Annotated in this window: 17 protein-coding genes; 8 read left to right on the top strand and 9 right to left on the bottom strand. The window is 61.1% G+C overall.

The genetic code is table 11. The annotated features are described in order from the left end of the window. Window positions 1-20: 20 nt before the first annotated feature. The 3 genes from edd to zwf are packed head-to-tail and all read right to left on the bottom strand — an operon-like array spanning window position 21 to window position 4,060. Complete coding sequence (gene edd / locus H7H48_RS06280; protein ID WP_229447911.1) at window positions 21-1,835, bottom strand: phosphogluconate dehydratase; 1,815 nt, start codon at window positions 1,833-1,835, stop codon at window positions 21-23. A 36-nt stretch (window positions 1,836-1,871) separates the two neighbouring features. Next, window positions 1,872-2,585: a 6-phosphogluconolactonase gene (gene pgl / locus H7H48_RS06275; RefSeq protein ID WP_229447910.1), complete on the bottom strand. Its 714-nt coding sequence runs from the start codon at window positions 2,583-2,585 to the stop codon at window positions 1,872-1,874. Between the two features lie 2 nt (window positions 2,586-2,587). After that, complete coding sequence (zwf, locus tag H7H48_RS06270; protein WP_229447909.1) at window positions 2,588-4,060, bottom strand: glucose-6-phosphate dehydrogenase; 1,473 nt, start codon at window positions 4,058-4,060, stop codon at window positions 2,588-2,590. 211 nt (window positions 4,061-4,271) lie between these two features. On the opposite strand from zwf, the gene H7H48_RS06265 reads away from it, so the two are divergent. The 3 genes from H7H48_RS06265 to H7H48_RS06255 all read left to right on the top strand — a co-directional run bounded on the left by H7H48_RS06265 (window position 4,272) and on the right by H7H48_RS06255 (window position 8,417). Continuing rightward, entirely contained in the window at window positions 4,272-5,747 is a 1,476-nt protein-coding gene (locus H7H48_RS06265; RefSeq protein ID WP_229447908.1) for an aldehyde dehydrogenase family protein, read from the top strand. 20 nt (window positions 5,748-5,767) lie between these two features. After that, window positions 5,768-6,517, top strand: coding sequence for an SDR family oxidoreductase (locus H7H48_RS06260; protein ID WP_229447907.1), 750 nt, complete (start codon window positions 5,768-5,770; stop codon window positions 6,515-6,517). 127 nt (window positions 6,518-6,644) lie between these two features. Continuing rightward, entirely contained in the window at window positions 6,645-8,417 is a 1,773-nt protein-coding gene (locus H7H48_RS06255) for an SLC13 family permease (RefSeq protein WP_065816414.1), read from the top strand. 177 nt (window positions 8,418-8,594) lie between these two features. On the opposite strand, the gene H7H48_RS06250 is transcribed toward H7H48_RS06255, so the two are convergent. From H7H48_RS06250 to aceA, 5 genes are all read right to left on the bottom strand, one after another. Beyond that, entirely contained in the window at window positions 8,595-9,881 is a 1,287-nt protein-coding gene (locus tag H7H48_RS06250) for an FAD-binding oxidoreductase (RefSeq protein WP_229447906.1), read from the bottom strand. Between the two features lie 11 nt (window positions 9,882-9,892). After that, window positions 9,893-11,326, bottom strand: a complete 1,434-nt coding sequence (locus tag H7H48_RS06245) for a glutamine synthetase family protein (protein WP_229447905.1) — start codon at window positions 11,324-11,326, stop codon at window positions 9,893-9,895. A 71-nt stretch (window positions 11,327-11,397) separates the two neighbouring features. Continuing rightward, entirely contained in the window at window positions 11,398-11,856 is a 459-nt protein-coding gene (locus tag H7H48_RS06240; protein WP_229447904.1) for a response regulator, read from the bottom strand. 284 nt (window positions 11,857-12,140) lie between these two features. Beyond that, complete coding sequence (locus H7H48_RS06235; protein WP_223019696.1) at window positions 12,141-12,386, bottom strand: hypothetical protein; 246 nt, start codon at window positions 12,384-12,386, stop codon at window positions 12,141-12,143. 36 nt (window positions 12,387-12,422) lie between these two features. Next, window positions 12,423-13,712, bottom strand: coding sequence for an isocitrate lyase (gene aceA, locus H7H48_RS06230; RefSeq protein WP_229447903.1), 1,290 nt, complete (start codon window positions 13,710-13,712; stop codon window positions 12,423-12,425). 326 nt (window positions 13,713-14,038) lie between these two features. On the opposite strand from aceA, the gene H7H48_RS06225 reads away from it, so the two are divergent. Next, entirely contained in the window at window positions 14,039-15,484 is a 1,446-nt protein-coding gene (locus H7H48_RS06225; protein WP_229447902.1) for a short-chain fatty acyl-CoA regulator family protein, read from the top strand. 5 nt (window positions 15,485-15,489) lie between these two features. Here the strand turns inward: H7H48_RS06225 and H7H48_RS06220 are convergent, their stop codons facing one another. Continuing rightward, window positions 15,490-16,467 (bottom strand): NADPH:quinone reductase, encoded by a 978-nt coding sequence (locus tag H7H48_RS06220; RefSeq protein WP_229447901.1) that lies wholly within the window; start codon window positions 16,465-16,467, stop codon window positions 15,490-15,492. Window positions 16,468-16,576: 109 nt separating this feature from the next. Here H7H48_RS06220 and H7H48_RS06215 point away from each other — a divergent pair, with 109 nt between their 5' ends. The 4 genes from H7H48_RS06215 to H7H48_RS06200 all read left to right on the top strand — a co-directional run bounded on the left by H7H48_RS06215 (window position 16,577) and on the right by H7H48_RS06200 (window position 21,342). Continuing rightward, window positions 16,577-18,043 (top strand): glutamine synthetase family protein, encoded by a 1,467-nt coding sequence (locus H7H48_RS06215; protein WP_229447900.1) that lies wholly within the window; start codon window positions 16,577-16,579, stop codon window positions 18,041-18,043. Window positions 18,044-18,162: 119 nt separating this feature from the next. Continuing rightward, a complete protein-coding gene (locus H7H48_RS06210; RefSeq protein WP_229447899.1) occupies window positions 18,163-19,260 on the top strand; it encodes a polyamine ABC transporter substrate-binding protein in 1,098 nt (365 codons plus the stop codon). Window positions 19,261-19,284: 24 nt separating this feature from the next. After that, window positions 19,285-20,424 carry an ABC transporter ATP-binding protein gene (locus H7H48_RS06205; protein WP_229447898.1) on the top strand — a complete coding sequence of 380 codons (1,140 nt, stop codon included), beginning with the start codon at window positions 19,285-19,287 and terminating at the stop codon, window positions 20,422-20,424. Between the two features lie 6 nt (window positions 20,425-20,430). Beyond that, window positions 20,431-21,342, top strand: coding sequence for an ABC transporter permease subunit (locus H7H48_RS06200; RefSeq protein ID WP_229447897.1), 912 nt, complete (start codon window positions 20,431-20,433; stop codon window positions 21,340-21,342). Window position 21,343: the final 1 nt, after the last annotated feature.

Genomic DNA, 21,343 nt, shown 5'->3' with positions numbered 1-21,343 from the left:
TTCCGGCTTATGGTTCCAGATCAGAAAACGGCAGCCCCCTGATCGGCCCGTCCCGCGAGCTGGCGGAAACCTGCAAAAAGCTCGCGCCCCATGCCGAACTGGTTGGCGGTGAGGTCCGGTGCAGCACTTTCGCGGGCGGCGAGTTCGTTCGCGTCGACCAGCACCTCGATTGTGCCTTTCTCGGCGTCAAGGCGCATCGGATCGCCGTCACGCAATTTGCCGATCATGCCGCCGTCGAGCGCTTCAGGCGTGACGTGGATGGCTGCCGGCACCTTGCCGGAGGCGCCCGACATGCGGCCATCGGTGACGAGCGCGATGCGCCGGCCACGATCCTGCAAAACGCCAAGAGCAGGCGTGAGCTTGTGCAGTTCGGGCATGCCATTGGCCTTGGGACCCTGAAAGCGGATGACGGCGATGAAATCGCGGTCGAGCTTGCCAGCCTTGAAGGCCTCCTGCATCTCATCTTGCGAGTTGAAGATGATGGCCGGTGCCTCAATGAGACGGTGCTCGGGTTTCACGGCGGAAATCTTGATGATGGATTTGCCGAGATTGCCTGACAGGACACGGATGCCGCCGCTTTCCTGAAACGGTTTGGCGGCGGTGGTGAGCACCTTTTCGTTGCCGCTGGACTCCGGCACCGGTATGCGCGCGACGGAACCGTCATCGGCAAGCTTCGCCTCGACCGTGTAAGGCCGCAGACCTTCGCCCCAGATGGTGCGTACATCTTCATGCAGATAACCGTCATCGAGCAGTTCGCGGATCAGGAAGCCCATGCCGCCGGCGGCGTTGAAATGGTTCACGTCCGCAAGCCCGTTGGGATAGACGCGCGCGAGAAGCGGCACATGGTCGGAGATTTCGGCGATGTCGTCCCAGGTGAGCCTTATACCGGCTGCCGCCGCCATGGCAACGAGGTGCATGGTGTGGTTGGTGGAGCCGCCGGTGGCGTTGAGCCCGACCACGCCATTGACGATGGAGCGCTCGTCGATCATGCGGCCAACGGGCGTGAACTCGTTGCCGAGCGCCGTGATGGCGAGCGCGCGTTTGGCCGCTTCCTTCGTCAGGGCGTCGCGCAGGGGCGTGTTGGGGTTGATGAAGGAGGAACCCGGCGTGTGCAGGCCCATGATCTCCATCAGCATCTGGTTGGAATTGGCGGTGCCGTAGAAGGTGCAGGTGCCTGGTCCGTGATAGGATTTCGATTCCGCTTCAAGCAGGGCCGCGCGGTCCACCTTGCCCTCCGCATAAAGCTGGCGGATGCGGGCCTTTTCGTCGTTCGGCAGACCGGATGTCATGGGCCCGGCGGGGATGAAAACGGCAGGCAGATGGCCGAAGGTGAGGGCGGCGATCACAAGGCCTGGCACGATCTTGTCGCAGACACCGAGATAGACGGCCGCATCGAACATGTTGTGCGACAGGCCGACTGCTGCAGCCATGGCGATGACGTCGCGCGAGAAGAGCGAAAGCTCCATGCCGGGCTGACCCTGGGTGACGCCGTCGCACATGGCCGGAACGCCACCTGCCACCTGCGCCACGCCGCCGGCTGCGCGCGCGGCCTCTTTGATCATGTTGGGATAGGGCTCGAAGGGCTGGTGCGCCGAGAGCATGTCGTTATAGGCGGTGATGATGCCGAGATTGGGAACGCGGTCGCCTGAGAGGGCCGCCTTGTCGGTCGGGCCGCAGGCGGCGAAGCCATGGGCGAGGTTTCCGCAGGAGAGAACGGAGCGGTGCACCGCTTGACCGGCAGCATGGTCGACACGCTCCAGATAGGCTTCGCGGCTGGCGCGCGAACGCTCGCGGATGCGGGCTGTGACGGCTTCGATTTCGGGTCTTGCGGTCATGGCGTTGCGTCCTGTTTTTACGTTTGGTCCCGCGCCTCAGCTCTGGCTGGCGGGTGCCCAGAAGATCCGGGCCGGGTGTTTTGCCCCGGCAAGCACCGCTGTGATTGGCGCGGCTGGGCCGGGTTGCATGGCAAGCGCTCCTTCAAGCGTCTCGCGCTTGTCGTCTCCCTCGATATGGAGAGCAAGGAAACGCGCGCCGGCAATGCGGTTCATGGAGAGGGTCAGGCGCGGCTCACCGGCACTTTCGGAAGAGACGGGGAGCACGTCTGGTCCTTCCACCGGTTTGAGCAGCGTCTCGATGGTGGTGGCATCAGGGAAGAATGACGCGGTGTGCCGGTCATTGCCCATGCCGAGCACCACGACATCAAGCGGTGCCGGGATTTTTGCGACCATGTCTGCGGCTTTTTCGGCTGCCTCGGCAATGGTGTTTGCCGGATGATAAAGGCCGACGAAAGCGGCGCGGGCGGCCTTGTTCTGCAAGAGATGCTGGGCGACCAGCCGGGCATTGGAGCGCGGTGATTCCGCCGGAACGAAACGCTCGTCCACGAGGAGGACGGTGATTTTGTTCCACGGGATGTCGCACCGTGACAGATGGTCGAAAAAGAGGGCAGGCGTGCGGCCACCGGAGACGGCAATCGCCGCGCGGCCGCGCTCCTTGACGGCGGCGGTGAGCTTTCCGGCGACAGTGGCCGAAAGCTCTTTTGCCAGCGCCTCGGGTGAGGCGAATTCATGCCATTTGCAGTCCACCATGGTCAGGTGCTCTCGTGCCAGGTGCGGCCGTCGCGCTCGATCAGCGCGATGGAGGAAGACGGCCCCCATGTGCCTGCCGTGTAGCCCTGTGCGGGCTGCTCGTTGTCTTCCCAGGCGGCAATGATCGGGTCGATCCAGCGCCATGCAGCTTCCACCTCGTCGCGGCGCATGAACAGGGTCTGGTTGCCACGGATCACATCCATGATGAGTCGCTCATAGGCATCGGGATTGCGCACGCTGAAGGATTCGGCAAAGCTCATGTCGAGCGGCACATGGCGCAGCCGCATGCCGCCGGGGCCGGGGTCCTTGATCATGATCCATTGCTTCACGCCTTCATCGGGCTGCAGGCGGATGACGAGCTGATTGGCAAAGACCTTGCCGGCACCATCCTCGAAGATGGAATGCGGGATCGGCTTGAACTCAATAACGATCTCAGAGACGCGGGTTGCAAGCCGCTTGCCGGTGCGCAGATAGAAGGGGACTCCGGCCCAGCGCCAGTTCTCGATCTCGGCCTTGATGGCGACGAAGGTTTCGGTGTTGCTCTCGCCGCTTTCAAGCTCGTCCGTATAACCCTTCACCGCGCCGCCGTTGGAAGCTCCGGCGCGATACTGGCCGCGCACCGTCGCCTTTTCCGCGCTTGCGGCGGTGATGGGCTTCAGCGCGCGCAGCACTTTCAGCTTTTCGTCGCGCACCGTATCCGCATCCATCGAGGCGGGCGCTTCCATCGCAACGAGGCAGAGAAGCTGGAGGATGTGGTTCTGCACCATGTCGCGCAGCGCGCCGGCCTTGTCGTAATAGCCGGCACGGCCTTCCAGCCCGACGGATTCGGCCACCGTGATCTGAACATGGTCGATATGGGCGGAGTTCCAGAGCGGTTCGTAGAGCGCATTGGCAAAGCGCAGCGCCATCAGGTTTTGCACCGTCTCCTTGCCGAGATAGTGGTCGATGCGGAAAACGTTCTGCTCATCGAAAACGCGGGCGATGGCGTCGTTCAATTCGTGCGCGGAGGCCAGCGAACGGCCAATCGGCTTTTCAACGATTACGCGGGCCGTGTCTGTCGACAGGCCGTGCTTGTCCACCTGTCCGACAATGTCGTCGAAAAGGCTTGGGGCGACGGCCATGTAGAAGGCGCGCACGCTCTTGCTGTCACCGACTTCGGTTTTGAGATCGGCAAAGCCTTCTCCCGATTTCGCGTCCGCCGGCACATAGGAAAGACGAGCCAGAAAATGCTTGAGTTCCTTCGGCTCGATATCGTCCTTGGCGACATGCTCGCGGATCGCTTTCTCGGCAAAGGTGCGAAACTCTTCATCGGAGAGCTTGGTGCGAGAGGAACCGATAATGCGGGTCGGGTCGGTGAATTGTCCCGCCCGCTGGCGCTGATAGAGCGCCGGCAGGAGCTTGCGTTCGGAGAGGTCGCCCGTGGCGCCGAACACCACGAGATCGAAAGGTTCGACCGGAATTGTCTGGCTGGTCATGGTTTCTCCGTCTGCGTCCGTAGAGCTTGCCGTTCCTATAGTCTAATCGATTTAAGAAAGCCAGATGGGATTCCGTCGCACGCGCATGTCGAGGCTGAGCCAAGCCTGCATAACCATTTGTGCCTTGACATGTCTTCGCATGGCGGGTTTCCCATGGTTCCCTTCGCGAGCATAGGCTTGCACACAGACATTACAAACCGGAGCGGCAGGGATGGGAACCCATTTTTCGCGCAGCGTGGCTGAGGGCCGCGCTTTCATGCAGTTCATCGACGGGCGCTCCGTCGATTCGCTCTCGGGCGAACGGATTGACGTTCGCTGCCCGTCCGACGGCAAGATTTTCGCCTCCATCCCCGCATCCAACGAGGCGGATGTAGATCTGGCGGTGAAATCTGCCCGCAAGGCGTTTGACGAGGGGCCATGGAGCCGCATGCCGGCGGTCGAGCGCGGACGCTGCCTGACACGGCTTTTCCATCTGGTGGAGAAGCATGGCGAGGAACTGGCCGCACTTGAATCGCGCGACACCGGCAAGCCAATCCGCCAGGGCAAGGCGGATGTGACGGCCACCATGCGCTATTATGAGTTTTACGGCGGTGCGGCCGACAAGATCCACGGCGACACGATCCCGTTTCTCGACGGTTACACGGCGCTGACGCTGCGCGAGCCGCATGGCGTGGTGGTGGGCATCACGCCGTGGAACTACCCGATGCAGATTCTGGCCCGCGTTGTGGGCGCGGCCCTTGCCATGGGCAACACGCTGGTGGTGAAGCCCGCCGAGGACGCATCGCTGACCACGATCCGCATCGCAGAACTGGCGCATGAGGCGGGCATCCCCGAAGGCGTGTTCAACGTGATCACCGGCTATGGTCGCAGCGCCGGTGCCGCCCTTTCCGCGCACCCGCTGGTCGATTACGTGACCTTCACCGGCTCGCCGATGACCGGCACGGCAATCCAGCAGGCAGCCGCCGTGAACAATCGCGGCGTGACCATGGAACTGGGCGGAAAATCCCCGCAGATCGTGTTCGCCGACGCGGATATCGAGGCGGCGCTTCCGGTGCTCGTCAATGCCATCATCCAGAATGGCGGGCAGACCTGCTCTGCCGGCAGCCGCGTGCTGATCGAAAAGCCGATTTACGAGAAAGTGGCTTCGGCCCTGGCCGAGCGCTTCTCGAAGCTGGTTGCCGGACCGCATGATGCCGATCTCGACATCGGCCCGCTGGTCAACCCGGCACAGCGCGACAAGGTCGCCGGATTTATCGCGGCCGCAAAGGAAGCCGGCATCCCGCTTCTGGCCGAGGGCACGGTGCATCCGGATGCGCCGGAGGGCGGCTATTATCAGGCGCCGGCGCTTTTCGGTGCGGTCGACCCGAAGGCAGCGTTGGCACAAGAAGAAGTGTTCGGGCCTGTCCTTTCGCTTTTCCCGTTCGAGGATGAGGCAGATGCGATCCGGCTTGCCAACGATACCGAATTTGGCCTCGTGGCCGGCGTGTGGACCCGCGACGGCGCGCGCCAGCACCGTGTGGCAAAACGCGTGCGTGCCGGTCAGGTCTTCGTCAATGGCTACGGCGCGGGCGGCGGCATCGAACTCCCCTTTGGCGGGTTCAAGAAGTCCGGCCACGGGCGCGAAAAGGGCTTTGAAGCCCTGTTCGACATGTCCGCCACAAAGACAATCGTTTTCAACCACGGCTAACACTGACAGGAAATTTTGAAATGGCACGACTTGAAGGCAAGGTCGCCGTCATCACCGGCGCGGCGTCCGGTTTTGGCGCAGGAATGGCAAAGCGTTTCGCCGAGGAAGGCGCGAAGGTCATCGTCGCCGATCTGAATGCGAAGGGTGCGGAAAAGATCGCCGGCGAGATTGGTGAGGCTGCGCTGCCTGTCACCGCCGATGTGTCCATGAAAGCCGATGTGGACGCGATGGTGGATGCCGCCATGCAGGCCCATGGCCGGCTCGACATCATGGTCAACAATGCAGGCTATACGCATCGCAATGGCCCCATGCTCGAGGTCGATGAGGAAACCTTCGATCTCATCACCGCCGTCAACATGAAGGCGATCTATCACGCAGCCCAGGCCGTGGTGCCGATCATGGACAAGCAGGGCGGCGGCTCGATCATCACCACCGCATCGACAGCCGGTCTGCGCCCGCGTCCAGGTCTCACCTGGTACAATGCCTCGAAGGGCTGGGCGATCACCGCGACCAAGTCGATGGCGGTGGAACTCGCTCCGCAGAACATCCGCGTGAACTGCCTTTGCCCGGTGGCGGGCGAAACCGGCATGCTCGATCAGTTCATGGGCGAGGACACGCCGGAGAAGCGCGCACAGTTCCGCGCTTCCATTCCGCTTGGCCGGCTTTCCACACCGCTCGACATTGCCAATGCGGCCCTGTGGCTTGCTTCCGATGAAGCGGAATTCATCACCGGTGTTGCGCTGGAAGTGGACGGCGGACGCTGCATCTGAACATGCGGGCTTGAAAAGGGATTCCGCAAACTGGGGAACCAGACCTCTCATGAGGAATTCCTTATTGTCGGTTCATTTAACCGGGCGCGATTGAGACAATCGGCGTCCGCAGGCAGGGGGCACATGCATGACCTATGAGCAGATCTTTCTTTTCAGTCTGCTGGGCGTCGTCTTTGCTTTCCTTGTCTGGGGTCGCATTCGCTATGATCTGGTGGCCTTCGCGGCGCTGATCATCGCGGTGGTGGCGGGTGTTGTGGATGCGCATGACGCATTCATGGGCTTCGGCCACGAGGCTGTGGTCATCATCGCTCTGGTGCTGATCGTCTCACGCGCCATGATGAACGCGGGCGCGGTGGAACTGATCGCACGTTTCGTGCTCTCGTCGGGACGTTCCCTTTCCACGCATATCGGCTTCATGTCGGTGATTGGCGCGGGGCTTTCGGCCGTCATCAACAATGTGGCCGCGCTGGTCATGCTGATGACCCTCGACATCGAGGCGGCAAAAAAGGCCAAGCGCCCCGTCTCGCAATCGCTGATGCCGCTATCCTTTGCGACGATCCTGGGCGGCATGATCACGCTGATCGGCACGCCGCCCAACATCGTCATTGCCGAGTTTCGCGGGCGGGCGCTGGGCGAATCCTTTTCGATGTTCGATTTTTCGCCGGTGGGGCTGGTGTGCGCCATTGTCGGCATCGCGTTCGTGACAACGGTCGGGTGGCGGCTGATCCCCGATACTGGACAGGCGGCGGCTGTCGGTGAAGATGGTGCGGCGGGCCTGTTCGTTGCGGAAGCGGGTGTAAAGGAAAAGTCCGGTTTCATCGGCAAGGCCGTCAGCGAACTCTACCCGCTTGCCGATGAGCACGATGTGACCGTTCTCGGCCTTGTGCGGCGCGGCAAGCGCCTGCCGGGATTTGCCGCCGGCGAGGAATTGCGCAAGAGCGATCACGTCATTCTCGAAGGCGATCCGAAATCCATTGAAGCTTTTATCGGCGCTGCTGACCTCGATGCACCGGGTTCCGAAGAACACGGTGGCATTCGCGGCAAGTCTCTGGTGCTGGTGGAAGCCATCGTTCCCGACAACGCCCATATGGTGGGACGCACCGCGAACGATCTGCGGCTGCTTTATCGCCGCGGCGTGACGCTACTGGGTGTCTCGCGTCAGGGGCGCAGATTTCGCGAGCGGGTGCGAAAGCTCGTCATCAAGCCGGGTGACGTGGTGCTTCTTCTGGGTCCCGAAAGCCGGGTGAACGATGCAGCCGACTGGCTGGGCGTGCTGCCGCTCGCTGAAAAGAGCCACACGGTGATCCAGCGCGGCAAGGCGCTGTTTGCCGTTGGTGTTTTTGCGGCTGCGGTGGCGCTTTCCGTGATGGGCCTGATGCCGCTTGCCGTGGCGCTTGCCGGGGCAGTCGCCATCTATGCGCTGTTCAACGTGGTCGGCGCGCGCGAAGTTTATGAATCCGTCGAATGGCCGGTGATCGTGCTTCTGGCATCGCTCATTCCGCTTGGGCTGGCGCTCGAGGATTCCGGTGGCACCAAGCTGATTGCCGATTCCATTCTTTCGCTCACGGGCGCTCTGCCCGCCTGGGCGATCCTTGCGATCCTGATGATCGTGACGATGACGCTTTCGGATTTTTTGAACAATGTGGCGACGGCGCTGATCGCCGCCCCGGTGGGGCTTTCCATCGCCAAGGGGCTCGATGTTTCGCCTGATCCTTTCCTGATGGGTGTGGCCGTTGCTGCTTCCTGCGCCTTCCTCACGCCCATCGGACACAAGAACAACACGATCATCATGGGGCCGGGCGGTTATCGCTTCGGTGACTACTGGCGCATGGGCCTGCCGCTGGAAGTGCTGATCATTGCGGTGTCGGTGCCGGCAATCCTGTTCTTCTGGCCGTTGTAGCGTGGTGACGACGTTGTGCGTGGTGCGTGGTTCGACAAGCTCACCATGAGGGATGTGGGCGCGTGCAAGAATGGCTGGCCACGCGATGCTGGGATTGTTCCTGCAGGTCTCTACCCACCCTCATGGTGAGCTTGTCGAACCACGCACGACCGCAATGCAACGGTGAGCATTCTGCCTCTAAAGGCGATCGCGCAGGGCGTACCAGTTGAGCGCCAGGAACAACAGGATCGGGCGCAGGCGCCCACCTCCCGGAAAGGGCGGTATCTTCAGCTCTTCGAAAAGGTGGAGCCGATCACGGTTTCCGCACACGGTTTCGGCATAAAGCCTGCCGACAAAGTTCGACAGCATGACGCCATGGCCCGAATAGCCGCCGGCGGAGATCACGTTGGGCATGACCTCACGCACATAGGGTTTTCTGGGCATGGTAATGCCCACATAACCACCCCATGCATGGGTGAGCTCCACATCGCTCAAGGCCGGATAAAGCTCTGCGATCTGGCGGCGGATGTGGTGGTGGATCGCCTTGTCTTCGCCGGGCGCATAGATTTCACGCCCGCCGAAGAGCAGGCGCCCGTCGGCAGAGCGCCGGAAATAGCGCACCACGAAACGGGAATCATCCACTGCCTCGCCTCCCGGAAGGACCGGACTGTCGTCGCCGAGCGGCGGCGTGGCGCCGATGAAGGAGCCGATCGGCATGACATGGGCCGCGCTCTTCGGTTCCAGATCGCCGCCATAGGCATTGGTGGCGATGAGGCATTTTTCGGCGGTGATTGTGCCGGTGGGCGTCACAATGCGCACACCGCCAGCATCTGAAGCGATCTTCGTGGCGGGAGTGTTTTCAAAGAGCTTTGCGCCAGCCTCCGCTGCCACGCGTGCGGTGCCAACCACCAGTTTGAGTGGATGGATATGGCCGGTGCCGGTGTCGCGAATGCCCCCGAAATAGCGTGTCGAGCCAAGGCGTTGGGCGGTCTGGGCCTCGTCCATATAGGTGATATGGGGATAGCCGAAGCGGTCGCGCATGATGTCCGCGTGTCGGCGGTATTCATCCAGATAGCGCCTCTTGTGAACCACCGAAAGCTGGCCGGGCCGATAGTCGATCTCGATGGCGTTGGCGGCGGCGAAATCGAGCAGATGGGCCTTGGCCTCTTCGGCGAGGTCGAACAGGGCTCTTGCACGGGTAAAGCCGAGCTCGGCTTCCAGTTCCTCGGCCCAGGCGCGCTGGCCGGTGCCGAGCTGCCCGCCATTGCGGCCTGATGCACCGTCACCAAAACGGTGCGCCTCGATCAGCGCAACGTTGACGCCTGCCTTTGCAAGATGCGCAGCCGCGGAAAGGCCGGTGAACCCGCCGCCGATGACGGCGACATCGACGCGACTGTCGCCATCAAGGGCTGGATATTCTGGACGGGCGCCAACGGTCGCTTCATACCAGGAGAGGCCGGGTGAAACGGGCGACTGGTAGGGCATGGGTCCTGACCCTAAACGTTGAGCAGCAGGTATTCGCGCTCCCACGGGCTGATGACCTGCATAAAGGTCTCGAACTCTGCCCGCTTGATCGCCGCGAAGGTGGAGACGAAGGGGGCTCCAAGCATCTCCTTCAGGCTCTCGTCATCCTCAAACAGGGCGACAGCTTCCAGAAGGCCCCGCGGCAGTTCGATTTCATCCTGGTTGACGGCGGTCCCGGCGGGCGCATCGGGCCTGTTCTTCTCCAGAATGCCGATAAGGCCACAGGCGAGCGAGGCCGCCAGCGCCAGATAGGGGTTGGCATCGGAGGAGGGAATGCGGTTTTCCACGCGCCGCGCGGCGGGATCGGAGCGCGGCACACGGAACGCCGTGGTGCGGTTGTCATAGCCCCAGCGTGTGTTGACGGGAACCGCCGTGCCCTGGGTGAGCCGGCGATACGAGTTCACATAGGGCGCCAGCATGATGAGGGCGTTGGGAATGTGCCTTTGCAGCCCGCCGATGAAGTGGCGGAACGTGTCAGTCTCCTCGCCCTTCTCATCGGAAAAGACGTTCTGGCCGGTTTTAAGCGACACCACCGACTGGTGAATGTGCATCGCCGAACCCGGCTGGTTCTGGATCGGCTTGGCCATGAAGGTCGCGTAGGTATCGTGCTTCAGCGCTGCCTCGCGGATCGTGCGCTTGAACATGAACACCTGATCGGCAAGCTCGATCGGGTCGCCATGGCGCAGGTTGATCTCGAGCTGGCCGGCGCCCTCTTCGTGGATCAGCGTGTCGATCTCGAGACCCTGGCCTTCGGAGAAATGGTAGATGTCGTCGATCAGTTCGTCGAACTCGTTGACGCCGGCAATGGAATAACCCTGACCGCCACCGATGGGACGACCGGAGCGCCCGACGGGCGGAGTGAGCGGATAGTCCGGATCGGGGTTCTTGTGAACCAGATAGAATTCGATTTCGGGCGCGACGATGGGCTTCAGGCCGTGTTTGGCATATTCGGCCACCACGCGTTTCAACACATTGCGCGGGCTGAACGCAACATCGCGCCCATCCTGGTGCACGAGATCGCAAATGACCTGAGCGGTCGGATCGGTCTCCCACGGGACCGAAGAGAGCGTGGAGAGATCCGGCAGGAGCTTCAGGTCACCATCGTCTTCCGGATAGACGAAATCGCCGCTGTTCTCGGGATACTCGCCGGAAATCGTCGTCATGAAGACGGCCGAGGGCAGCGCCAGCGACGTGTTCGACGTGAATTTCTTGGAGGGCATCATCTTGCCGCGGGCAACACCGGCCTGATCGGGTGTGATGCACTCAATGTCCTCGATGCCGCGCCATTCCAGCCAGGCCGTGGCCTGCTTCCAGTCCTTCACACCGCGAAGGTTTTTCAGAAATGCGGGCGCGCGTACGGATTCACCTCGACCGGCGCGGCGGGCTAGCTTCTTCCTGTCAGGCATCAATCACCAGGGATTATTGTTTGGATGCCGGAGTATAGACTTGGGTCTGAAGGAAAGGGAAGAGCCCAGTCTCAAGGCCGGACAGCGGTCAACAGGCGTTGAATAACCGGTTGCAGTGCCTCTGGTGTTACCGGTCGGACCACCTGCGCGTCCACATGGTCAGCCTGAGGAGCCGTCCCGAGGCGGGAAGGGATGATGGTGATGACAAAAGGAAGCCGGCGCGGCGAGGCGCTTCTATGCTGCTCCAGATGGAGGAACAGCGTGTCCGAGGGCTGCACCTGTGCATCGATATCCACGATCACGAGACCCGGACGGGATAGCGGCGATGAAGATGACAATATGCGGCGCGCTTCCGCCGGCTCCATGGCCTGAACCTTCAGATAGGCGCGTTGAGCAATCCTCGAAAGAACGATCCGATTGACCGGAGAAGCCGCAACCACCAGAGCCTGCGTGGGGTCGGCAACGCAGACTCTGGCTGCCGCGCCTTCCGTGTCGGCTGAAAGCCTGCCGATTGCGTCTTTCTCTATCATCTGACGTTCGCCATCAACTGGAATGCGGGCTTCAATGCCCAGTTGAATTGTTCAAGAAATCATTATTACTGTAGTTGAGAAGTCAAGTTACAATTCCGTCAGAATCAACATGTTCTTGGCTTGGTGTGTTTAGCGGTGCCGCCTTCCGCCCTTGCGCCGAAATCTAAATCAAAGTTGAATCATTCTATTGTTTGATCATGCTACGAGGCTGCTCCCCCGTGAAATAAAAACGCCCGCGCGGGAGACCGTGCGCGGGCGTTCGACTGGAGGTCGTCAGGCTGGTGTCAGGAGCCGGCCAGACGATTGGTGACGATGACCGGCACCAAGAGGTCGCCCCAGTTTCCCTCACCGCCATGGTGGCGTGCTGAGCGGACCAGTTCCACGGACACACCGGAATCGACCGCTTTCATGACCGCCTGATTAAGCCTGTGCAGATCGTTTGCCACCATGCGGATCAGAGCCTGTTGGTCGGACGACATGGCGCTTGCCTGTTCCTCTGCTCGTTCCTTGACGCGGGTGTTCGGTGTCATTTCCGTTCTCCTTTCCTGGCCCTTTCGGCCATTGGGTTATTCCGCTGCCGGGCGGAATTGGGCAGTTTCGGTGGATTCCTTCATGGCGGTGGTCGAAGACTGGCCGCCGGTGATGGCCATGGACACGGCGTCGAAATAGCCGGTGCCGACCTCGCGCTGGTGCTTGGTGGCAGTGTAGCCATTGGCTTCGGCTGCAAACTCGGCCTCCTGCAACTCCGAATAGGCTGCCATCTGCCGCTCCTTGTAGCCGCGCGCCAGCTCGAACATGCCAAAATTGAGCTGATGGAAGCCGGCCAGCGTGATGAACTGGAACTTGTAGCCCATGGCGCCAAGCTCGCGCTGGAACTTGGCGATGGTGGCGTCGTCCAGGTTCTTCTTCCAGTTGAAAGATGGCGAGCAGTTGTAGGCGAGCAGCTTGCCCGGATAAGCCTTGTGAACGCCCTCGGCGAATTTGCGCGCCTGCTCCAGATCCGGCTTCGATGTTTCGCACCAGATCAGGTCCGTGTGCGGCGCATAGGCGACAGCGCGGGCGATGCAGGCGTCGAGCCCGTTCTTCACGCGGTAGAAGCCCTCGACCGTGCGGCCTGCCTCATAATCGACGAAGGGCTGGTCGCGCTCATCGATATCGGAGGTGAGCAGCTTGGCGGCCTCGGCATCGGTGCGTGCAATAACCAGGCTCGGCACACCCATGACGTCGGCTGCAAGACGCGCGGCGTCCAGATTGCGGATGTGCTGGGCCGTCGGGATCAGAACCTTGCCGCCCAGATGACCGCACTTCTTTTCAGACGCAAGCTGGTCTTCGAAGTGGACGCCTGCTGCACCCGCCTCGATATAGGCTTTCATCAGCTCGAAGGCGTTGAGCGGGCCGCCAAAACCGGCTTCCGCGTCCGCCACGATGGGTGCGAACCAGGTATCGACCGAAAGGCCATTGCCTTCCGCCGTCTCTATCTGGTCGGCGCGCTGGAGTGTACGATTGATGCGCTTGGCAAGCTCCGGGCCGGCATTGGCCGGGTAGAGCGATTGGTCCGGATACATGGCCGAAGCGGTGTTGGCGTCGGCGGCAACCTGCCAGCCGGAGAGATAGATCGCCTTCAGGCCGGCGCGGACCATCTGCATGGCCTGATTGCCGGAGAGCGCGCCGAGTGCGTTCACGAAGTCTTCTTCGTGGATCAGCTTCCAGAGGCGCTTTGCGCCTTCCTCGGCGAGCGTGTGACGGATGGTGACCGAGCCGCGAAGACGCTGCACGTCCTGCGGCGTGTAGGGTCGCTCGATGCCATCGAAGCGGCCTTCCGCTGCGCCGGGAACAAGGTTGTAAAAATCCGTCATGATTGCCTCCGTACGGAATCTGTTTCGCTGACGGAGCATTCTGGCGGTCTGCCTTTGCGCTCCGATTTCGTTACAGGATTTACATTGCGGCGCAGTGAAGATGTAGAAAAAACCCGATTTTTCTGGAAAATTTCGTGTCAGCATGTCTGGAATTTGACAGAGAAGGCGTGTAAATTTGTAAATTATGTAAGGACGGATTTGTGCAACAATTTTGTAAAGTCGTGTAAAGTGACGACCGTTCCGGCATGGATCCTCGGGCTTGACCCGAGGAACCATGCCGGAACGCTCGCCGCTCGCCGGGCCGCGGAGAACAACGGAATTCGATCATGGCCAACCAGAAGATATTCGCCGGGCCGCGCATCAGGCGCATTCGCACAGCAAAGGGTTTGACCCAGACGGCGATGGCCGAAGGTCTGGGCATCTCACCATCCTATCTGAATCTGATTGAACGCAACCAGCGGCCGCTTACGGTCTCGCTTATTCTGAAGCTCGCTTCCGTTTATAAGATCGACCCGGATGAACTGCAGGGCGAGGCGGGGTTATCGCTTGCCGCACTGCGTGAAGTTTTTTCCGATCCGCTTCTTGCCGGTGAACTACCAGGCGAGCAGGAACTGGTGGATGTGGCCGAGGCTGCGCCCAATGCCGCGGCAGCGCTCGTAAAACTCTACCGCGCCTATCGCGAACAGGCGGATCGCATGTCGGACCTGTCGGAGTTGCTTGCGCGGGAAGGGCGCACCACCGCCATTTCCGCAACGCGTCTGCCGATTGACGAGGTGCGCGAGACATTCGAGCGGCATGCAAACCATTTTGCCTCTCTCGAAGAAGAGGCGGAAAGCTTCCACAAGCTGATCGGTCCGGGCGACGATCTTTCCGGAGCCATCAGAGGCTGGCTGAAACAGGAGCACGGCATCGTGGTGCGCCTGCTTCCCGTGGCGACTATGCCGAACTGGCGCCGGCGCTACGACCGCCATTCGCAGCGCCTTTTCATTTCCGAACGGCTTTCACCGGCCGATCAGCTGCGCGAGATCGCGATGGAGGCGTGCCTGCTGCGTATGTCAGTCGCGATCGCCGCGGAAATCGAGGCGCTGAAGCTCTCAAGCAACGAGGCGCGCAGGCTCGCGCGGTTTGAACTCGGGCGCTATGCGGCACACGCGCTGATGATGCCCTATCAGGCATTCCTGTCGGCGGCAGAACGCGCGCGATACGATGTGGATGTGCTGAAATCGCGTTTCGGTGTGTCGTTCGAGCAGGCGGCGAACCGGTTGACCACGCTCGCCCGGCCGGGCGCTTCGGGCGTACCCTTCTTCATGCTTGAGGTCGACCATGCGGGAAACCGCTTCCGCAAGGCTGGCGCCCAGGGGTTTCCACAGGCACGGTTTGGAGGTGGCTGCCCCAAGCTTGCAATCCATGCCGCCTTTGCGCAGCCCGGTCAGGTGCTGGTGGAAGCTGTCGAAATGCCCGATGGCGCCGAGTTTCTCACGATCGCACGTACGCTGGAGGGGCCACAGGGCGCCTTTGCCGAGCGTCCGCGCCGTACCGCAATCTTGCTGGGGTGCGATCTGGGCTTCCGGGAAAGCGTGGTCTATGGCGATGCGCTCCCCGGGGCCCCTGGCAAGGCGGGCGCTGCACCCACCCACGCTCTGGCCCCGGTGGGTCCGGCCTGCCGTCTGTGTGAGCGTGCAGGTTGCCTCGCCCGTGCCGAGCCGCCCGTGACGCGGCCTCTGGGGCTTGACGAAATGGTGACGGGTTTGAGCGCCTTCGATTTTCAATGACGCAGTCAGGCGATGTCCAGCACCACATTCCCGACAACGTCGCCGCGTTCTACAGCTTCATGCGCCTTGACGATATCGCGCAGGGCGAAGCGCTCGCCGATCGAATGCTTGAGCGCGTTCTTCTCAAGCATGGCGGTGAGTTGGCCGATCGCGGTCTCTCGCTCCCGGGCAAGCAGTTCATAGACCACAAAAACCTGGAGTGTCAGACTGTTCCACAACAATGTGGGAAATGAAACGGGTATGTCGCCTGCCAGGCTGGAACCATAGCAGACGATCTTGCCGTGGGGCGCCAGCGCGCCATTCGAGATGATTGCGGTGGTGGAATAGAGGTCCATATCAATGAGACCGTCCACACCCTTGCCGGAGGTGAGGCCTTTCACCGTGGCGGCCACGTCTTTGGCCTTGTAATCGATCACGAAATCCGCCCCCGCAGCGCGGGCATGGGCGGCGCGGCTGGGCGAGGCGGTGGCGATAACCCGGGCGCCGCGGGCTTTGGCAATCTGCGTGGCATAATGCCCGACAGAAGAGCCGGCACCAGTGACCAGAATTGTCTTGCCGCCCACGGTCTCGAAGAGATTGACGGCATGCATGGCTGTCAATGCGGGAATGCCGAGACATGCTCCCGTCGCGTAATCGACATTCGCCGGCAGGGGAACCGCCTGCGCTTCCGGCAACACGATCGCCTCGGCAGCGGTGCCGAAGGGACGACGCCACTGGCCGTTCCACACCCAGACACGCTGGCCGACACGGCCATGATCCACGCCGGGCCCGACAGCGTCTATCTCGCCGGCGCCATCGCTGTGCGGAATGACGCGCCCGGCATTGAGCGGCCGCCCACGCCGCGCCTTCACGTCGGACGGGTTGACGCCCGAGGTGGCCAGCCGAACACGCACTTCGCCGGGGCCGGGCGCGGGAAGAGGCATGTCACCCACTTCCAGAACGTCGCGCGCGGTGCCGTTGCGCTCATACCATGCTGCTCTCACTTCTTACTCCCGCACCGATCGCCGCCACAGCGCCAGCCGCTCCAGCCATTGACAAGGTTTGAAAATCCGGCGCAGGCTTTGTCATCCGCAATCATGAAACAGGCCAATCTTGAACCGCCCCGAAACGAATATCGATACAGACGTTAAGCCCAGTCCTGCCGTTTCGCCAGAAGTCGGCGAGGAAATTTCAACAGAAGCTGATCCTGCCTGTGGAGATTTCATCTCCGCCGACCACGAGGCCGAATACCGCGCTTTTGTTGAACAGCATCCAGACCTGGAGGCGGTCGAGTTTCTCATTGTCGATCCCAACGGAATCATTCGCGGGAAATGGGCGCCCGGCGACAGCCTCAAAAAGGCGTTTCAGGAAGGTGTGAACTTTCCCATGTCGCTGCACGGCCTCGATGTATGGGGCCGCGAGGTTGAGGAAACAGGGCTGCACATCGAAACCGGCGACAAGGATGGCTATTGCCGGGCAACGCGTGGCTCGCTTGCGATCGTCCCATGGGCCAGACGCAAGACGGCGCAGGTTCTGCTCCAGACCTTCACGCCGGAGGGTGAGCCTTTCATGGCGGATTCACGCCAGGTGCTGAAGCACAAGGTGGCGGAAGCAAATGCAAAGGGTTTCTTTCCGGTCGCCGCGTTTGAGCTGGAATTCTACCTGCTCGACCCTGAAAAGCCGGATGCCGCCGGTATGCCGGCACCGCTTGGCGCGGGTGAAGGTCCGGACCGGCTGCGCATGTACGGGCTAGACGATCTGGCCGAAAATGCAGCGCTCTTCGACATGATCCGCGATGCTGCGGATGCCCAGAACCTGCCCATAGACACGATCATCAAGGAGGCCGCTCCCGGCCAGTTCGAGGTCAATCTGAAACATCGGGCAGACCCTTTGCGGGCGGCAGATGATGTCATCCTTCTGCGTCGCATCGTGATGGGCTGCGCGCGTGAGCATGGGCTGACCGCCACCTTCATGGCCAAGCCTTTCATCGACTATGCGGGCAATGGAATGCATGTGCATACATCGATGCTCGATGCAGACGGGCAAAACGTGTTTGCCGGCGAGACGGGCCGCGAACGATTACTGTCAGCGGTGGCCGGTCTGATCGACACGATGCCAGAATCGCTAATTCTCTACATCAATACCTGGAACGGATTCCGACGCATCACGCCCGGGTCCTATGCACCCACCCACGCAGTGTGGGCGGAAAACAACCGCTCTGTGGCACTGCGAATCCCCGTGTCGACCGAGGAGAACCGCCGCGTGGAGCATCGGATATCAGGTGCGGACGCCAATCCCTATCTCGTCATGGCGGCGATCATTCAGGGCATGATCGAGGGGATCGAAGCGGGGGCGCAGCCGCCGCCGCCGGTGGAAGGCAGCGCCTATGACGAAAGGGCTGATATCGGGAGAGAACTGCCCGACGACATGGATGACGCGCTGCAACTTGCTTCAAGAAGCCGTTTCATCGATCGGGCTCTCGGACCGCTTCTGGCGAAAGTCTATCGCGATTTGAAACGCGCTGAAATCGTCGCCTTCTGGAGTGAGATCACACCGTTGGAGCGCACGACTTATCTTTGAGCGCGAACAGAAATTTGCCGCTTGTCGCATCCCTGAAACGACAATAGGGTTGATGAAAACATGCGGGTGTCGGCGGCGATTTGTGTGCCGGCAAAAACAGTCCCTTGGGGAGAATTTCCATGCTGCGTAAAACCCTTCTAGCCTCCTGCGTTTCCCTTGCTGCGCTCTCGATTTCGGTGGCGGCGAATGCACAGGATCGCGTCGTCAACGTCTACAACTGGTCGGACTATATTGATGACTCCATCCTTGAGGATTTCACCGAGGAAACGGGCATCAAGGTCGTCTATGACGTCTACGATTCCAACGAGATCCTGGAAACCAAGCTGCTCGCGGGCGGCTCGGGCTATGACGTGGTGGTGCCGTCGGGCGAATTTCTCGGCCGGCAGATCAGCGCAGGCGTTTTCCAGAAGCTCGACAAGGACAAGCTCCCCAATTTGTCCAACATGTGGGACATGATCAACGACCGCGTGGCGGTCTACGATCCCGGCAACGAATATTCGATCAACTATATGTGGGGCACGACAGGCGTCGGCTACAATGTCGGCAAGGCTGAGGAAATCCTCGGCACCTCCAAGGTTGATACCTGGGATGTGATGTTCACGCCGGAACTGGCCGCGAAGTTCAAGGATTGTGGCATCTACATGCTGGATTCAGCCAGCGAGGTCGTGCGCTCGGCACTCATCTATCTGGGTCTTGATCCGAATGCACCCTCTGCGGATGATCTGGCAAAGGCGGAAGAACTGCTTCTTTCGGTGCGTCCTTACGTGCGCAAATTCCACTCCTCCGAATACATCAACGGTCTTGCCAATGGCGACATCTGCCTGGCGCTCGGCTATTCGGGTGACATTTTCCAGGCGCGCGACCGTGCGGCGGAAGCCGATCAGGGCGTAACCGTCGGCTATGCGATCCCCAAGGAGGGCGCTCTTCTCTGGTTCGATCAGATGGCCATCCCGGCTGATGCAAAGAATGTCGAGGAAGCGCACGAATTCCTCAACTACATCATGCGTCCCGAAGTGATTGCGAAGGCGTCCAACTATGTCGTTTATGCCAATGGCAACAAAGCGGCCCAAGCGGAGATGGACGAAGAGGTGGTTGGTGATCCAGCCGTCTATCCCGACGAGCAGACCATGGAGAAACTTCAGGCACCGCTCCCCTATGACATGCGCACACAGCGGCAGGTGACACGCATGTGGACCAAGGTGGTGACCGGCCAGTAGGCCGTTTCAGGGCAGGGGACGCCGATGAAGTCGCTCGGCAGCACACGTCGCAGCTTTGCACCCTGGGCCGACCCCCAGGCGAAGCCGTATATTTCGTTCGAGAATGTCACCAAGAGGTTCGGCGACTTCACGGCGGTCGATGACCTGTCCCTCAATGTCTATGAGCGCGAGTTTTTCGCGCTCCTGGGCGCTTCTGGCTGTGGCAAGACCACGCTGCTGCGCATGCTGGCGGGTTTCGAGCAGCCCACTTCCGGTCGCATTTTCCTCGACGGGCAGGATCTGTCGGGCATCCCTCCGCACAAGCGGCCGGTCAACATGATGTTCCAGTCCTATGCGCTGTTTCCGCACATGTCGGTGGAAAAGAACATCGCCTTCGGCCTGAAGCAGGACCGGATGCCGGCCGACGAGATCGCTGACCGCGTGGCTGCCATGCTGAAGCTGGTGAAGCTCGAACCGTTCGCCAAGCGCAAGCCGCACCAGCTATCGGGCGGCCAGCGTCAGCGTGTGGCGCTCGCCCGCTCACTTGCCAAACGGCCGAAGCTCTTATTGCTGGATGAGCCGCTGGGTGCACTCGACAAGAAACTGCGTGAAGAAACCCAATTCGAGCTGGTCGATCTGCAATACGATCTCGGCCTCACCTTCATGGTTGTCACCCACGATCAGGAAGAGGCCATGACCATGGCCGACCGCATCGCCGTGATGGATCGGGGCAAGGTCATCCAGGTGGCCACCCCGGCTGAAATCTACGAGGCGCCGAACTCACGTTTCGTTGCCGATTTCGTCGGCTCCATCAACATGTTCGAGGGAACCGTGACGGCTGCCGACAGCGAGATGGCCCGCATTGCGGACGCATCCGGCTTTGAACTTTCGGTGTTCAATGGCGCCGGCGCACAGAAGGGCGCGAATGTGTGGTTCGCTGTCCGTCCCGAGAAGGTAGACATATCCCGCAATCGCCCTGAGAGCGCGATCAACGCGGTTGAGGGAGAGGTCTGGGACATCGCCTATCTGGGCGACATGACCATTCACCATGTGAAGCTCGATGACGGTCGTATTGTGAAGACCAGCAGCATCAATCGCCGCCGCGCCGCGGACGATGTGCTCACATGGCATGATCGCGCCTGGATCTCTTTTCCGGCGGATGCCGGCGTCGTGCTGACGCGGTAGCTGACGATGGCGCGTTTCATCTCAGCAGTGGCTGCCCGTTTCGTTATCGCTCTGCCCTATTTGTGGCTGCTTGTCTTTTTCCTTGCGCCGTTTCTGATCGTCTTCAAGATTTCCCTTTCGGAACCGGCGCTTTCCATGCCGCCCTATCAACCGGTTTTCGATCTCTTTGCAGGATTTCCGGCGCTTTTTGAGAAACTGGGCGCGCTCTCGTTCGGCAATTATCTGTGGCTGTTCGATGACCCGCTCTATGTGAATGCCTATCTGTCGAGCATCTGGATTGCCGGCGTTTCCACGTTGATCACACTGGCCGTGGGCTATCCCATCGCCTATGGCATGGCGCGTGCACCGGCCTCCATAAGGCCGACGCTGCTCATGCTGGTGATCCTGCCTTTCTGGACCAGCTTCCTGATCCGCGTCTATGCCTGGATCGGCATCCTGAAGCCGGAGGGGCTGCTCAACCAGTTCCTGATGTTCCTGGGGGTGATCGACGAGCCGCTCGTCATCCTCAACACCACGACCGCCATCTATATCGGCATTGTCTATTCCTATTTGCCCTTCATGGTTCTGCCGCTCTATTCGACGCTGGAAAAGATGGACGGGTCTCTGATCGAGGCCGCGCGCGATCTCGGCTGTCCGCCCATGGCCGCGTTCTGGAAAGTGACCTTTCCCATGTCGTTGCCTGGTGTGGTGGCCGGTTGCATGCTGGTGTTCATTCCCGCGGTGGGCGAATTCGTCATTCCCGATCTGCTCGGCGGATCGCAGACCCTGATGATCGGCAAGACACTCTGGACCGAGTTCTTCAACAATCGCGACTGGCCGGTCTCCTCCGCCGTGGCGGTGATCCTGCTTTTGATCCTGATCGTGCCCATCATGCTTTTCCAGCGTTCACAGGCGCGCTCACGCGAGGCAGGGAATTAGC

This window comes from Nitratireductor sp. B36 (assembly GCF_020833685.1).
GTDB lineage: Bacteria > Pseudomonadota > Alphaproteobacteria > Rhizobiales > Rhizobiaceae > Nitratireductor.
Note: the sequence above shows the minus strand (reverse complement) of the source record. Positions and strands in the feature narration are given on the sequence as shown.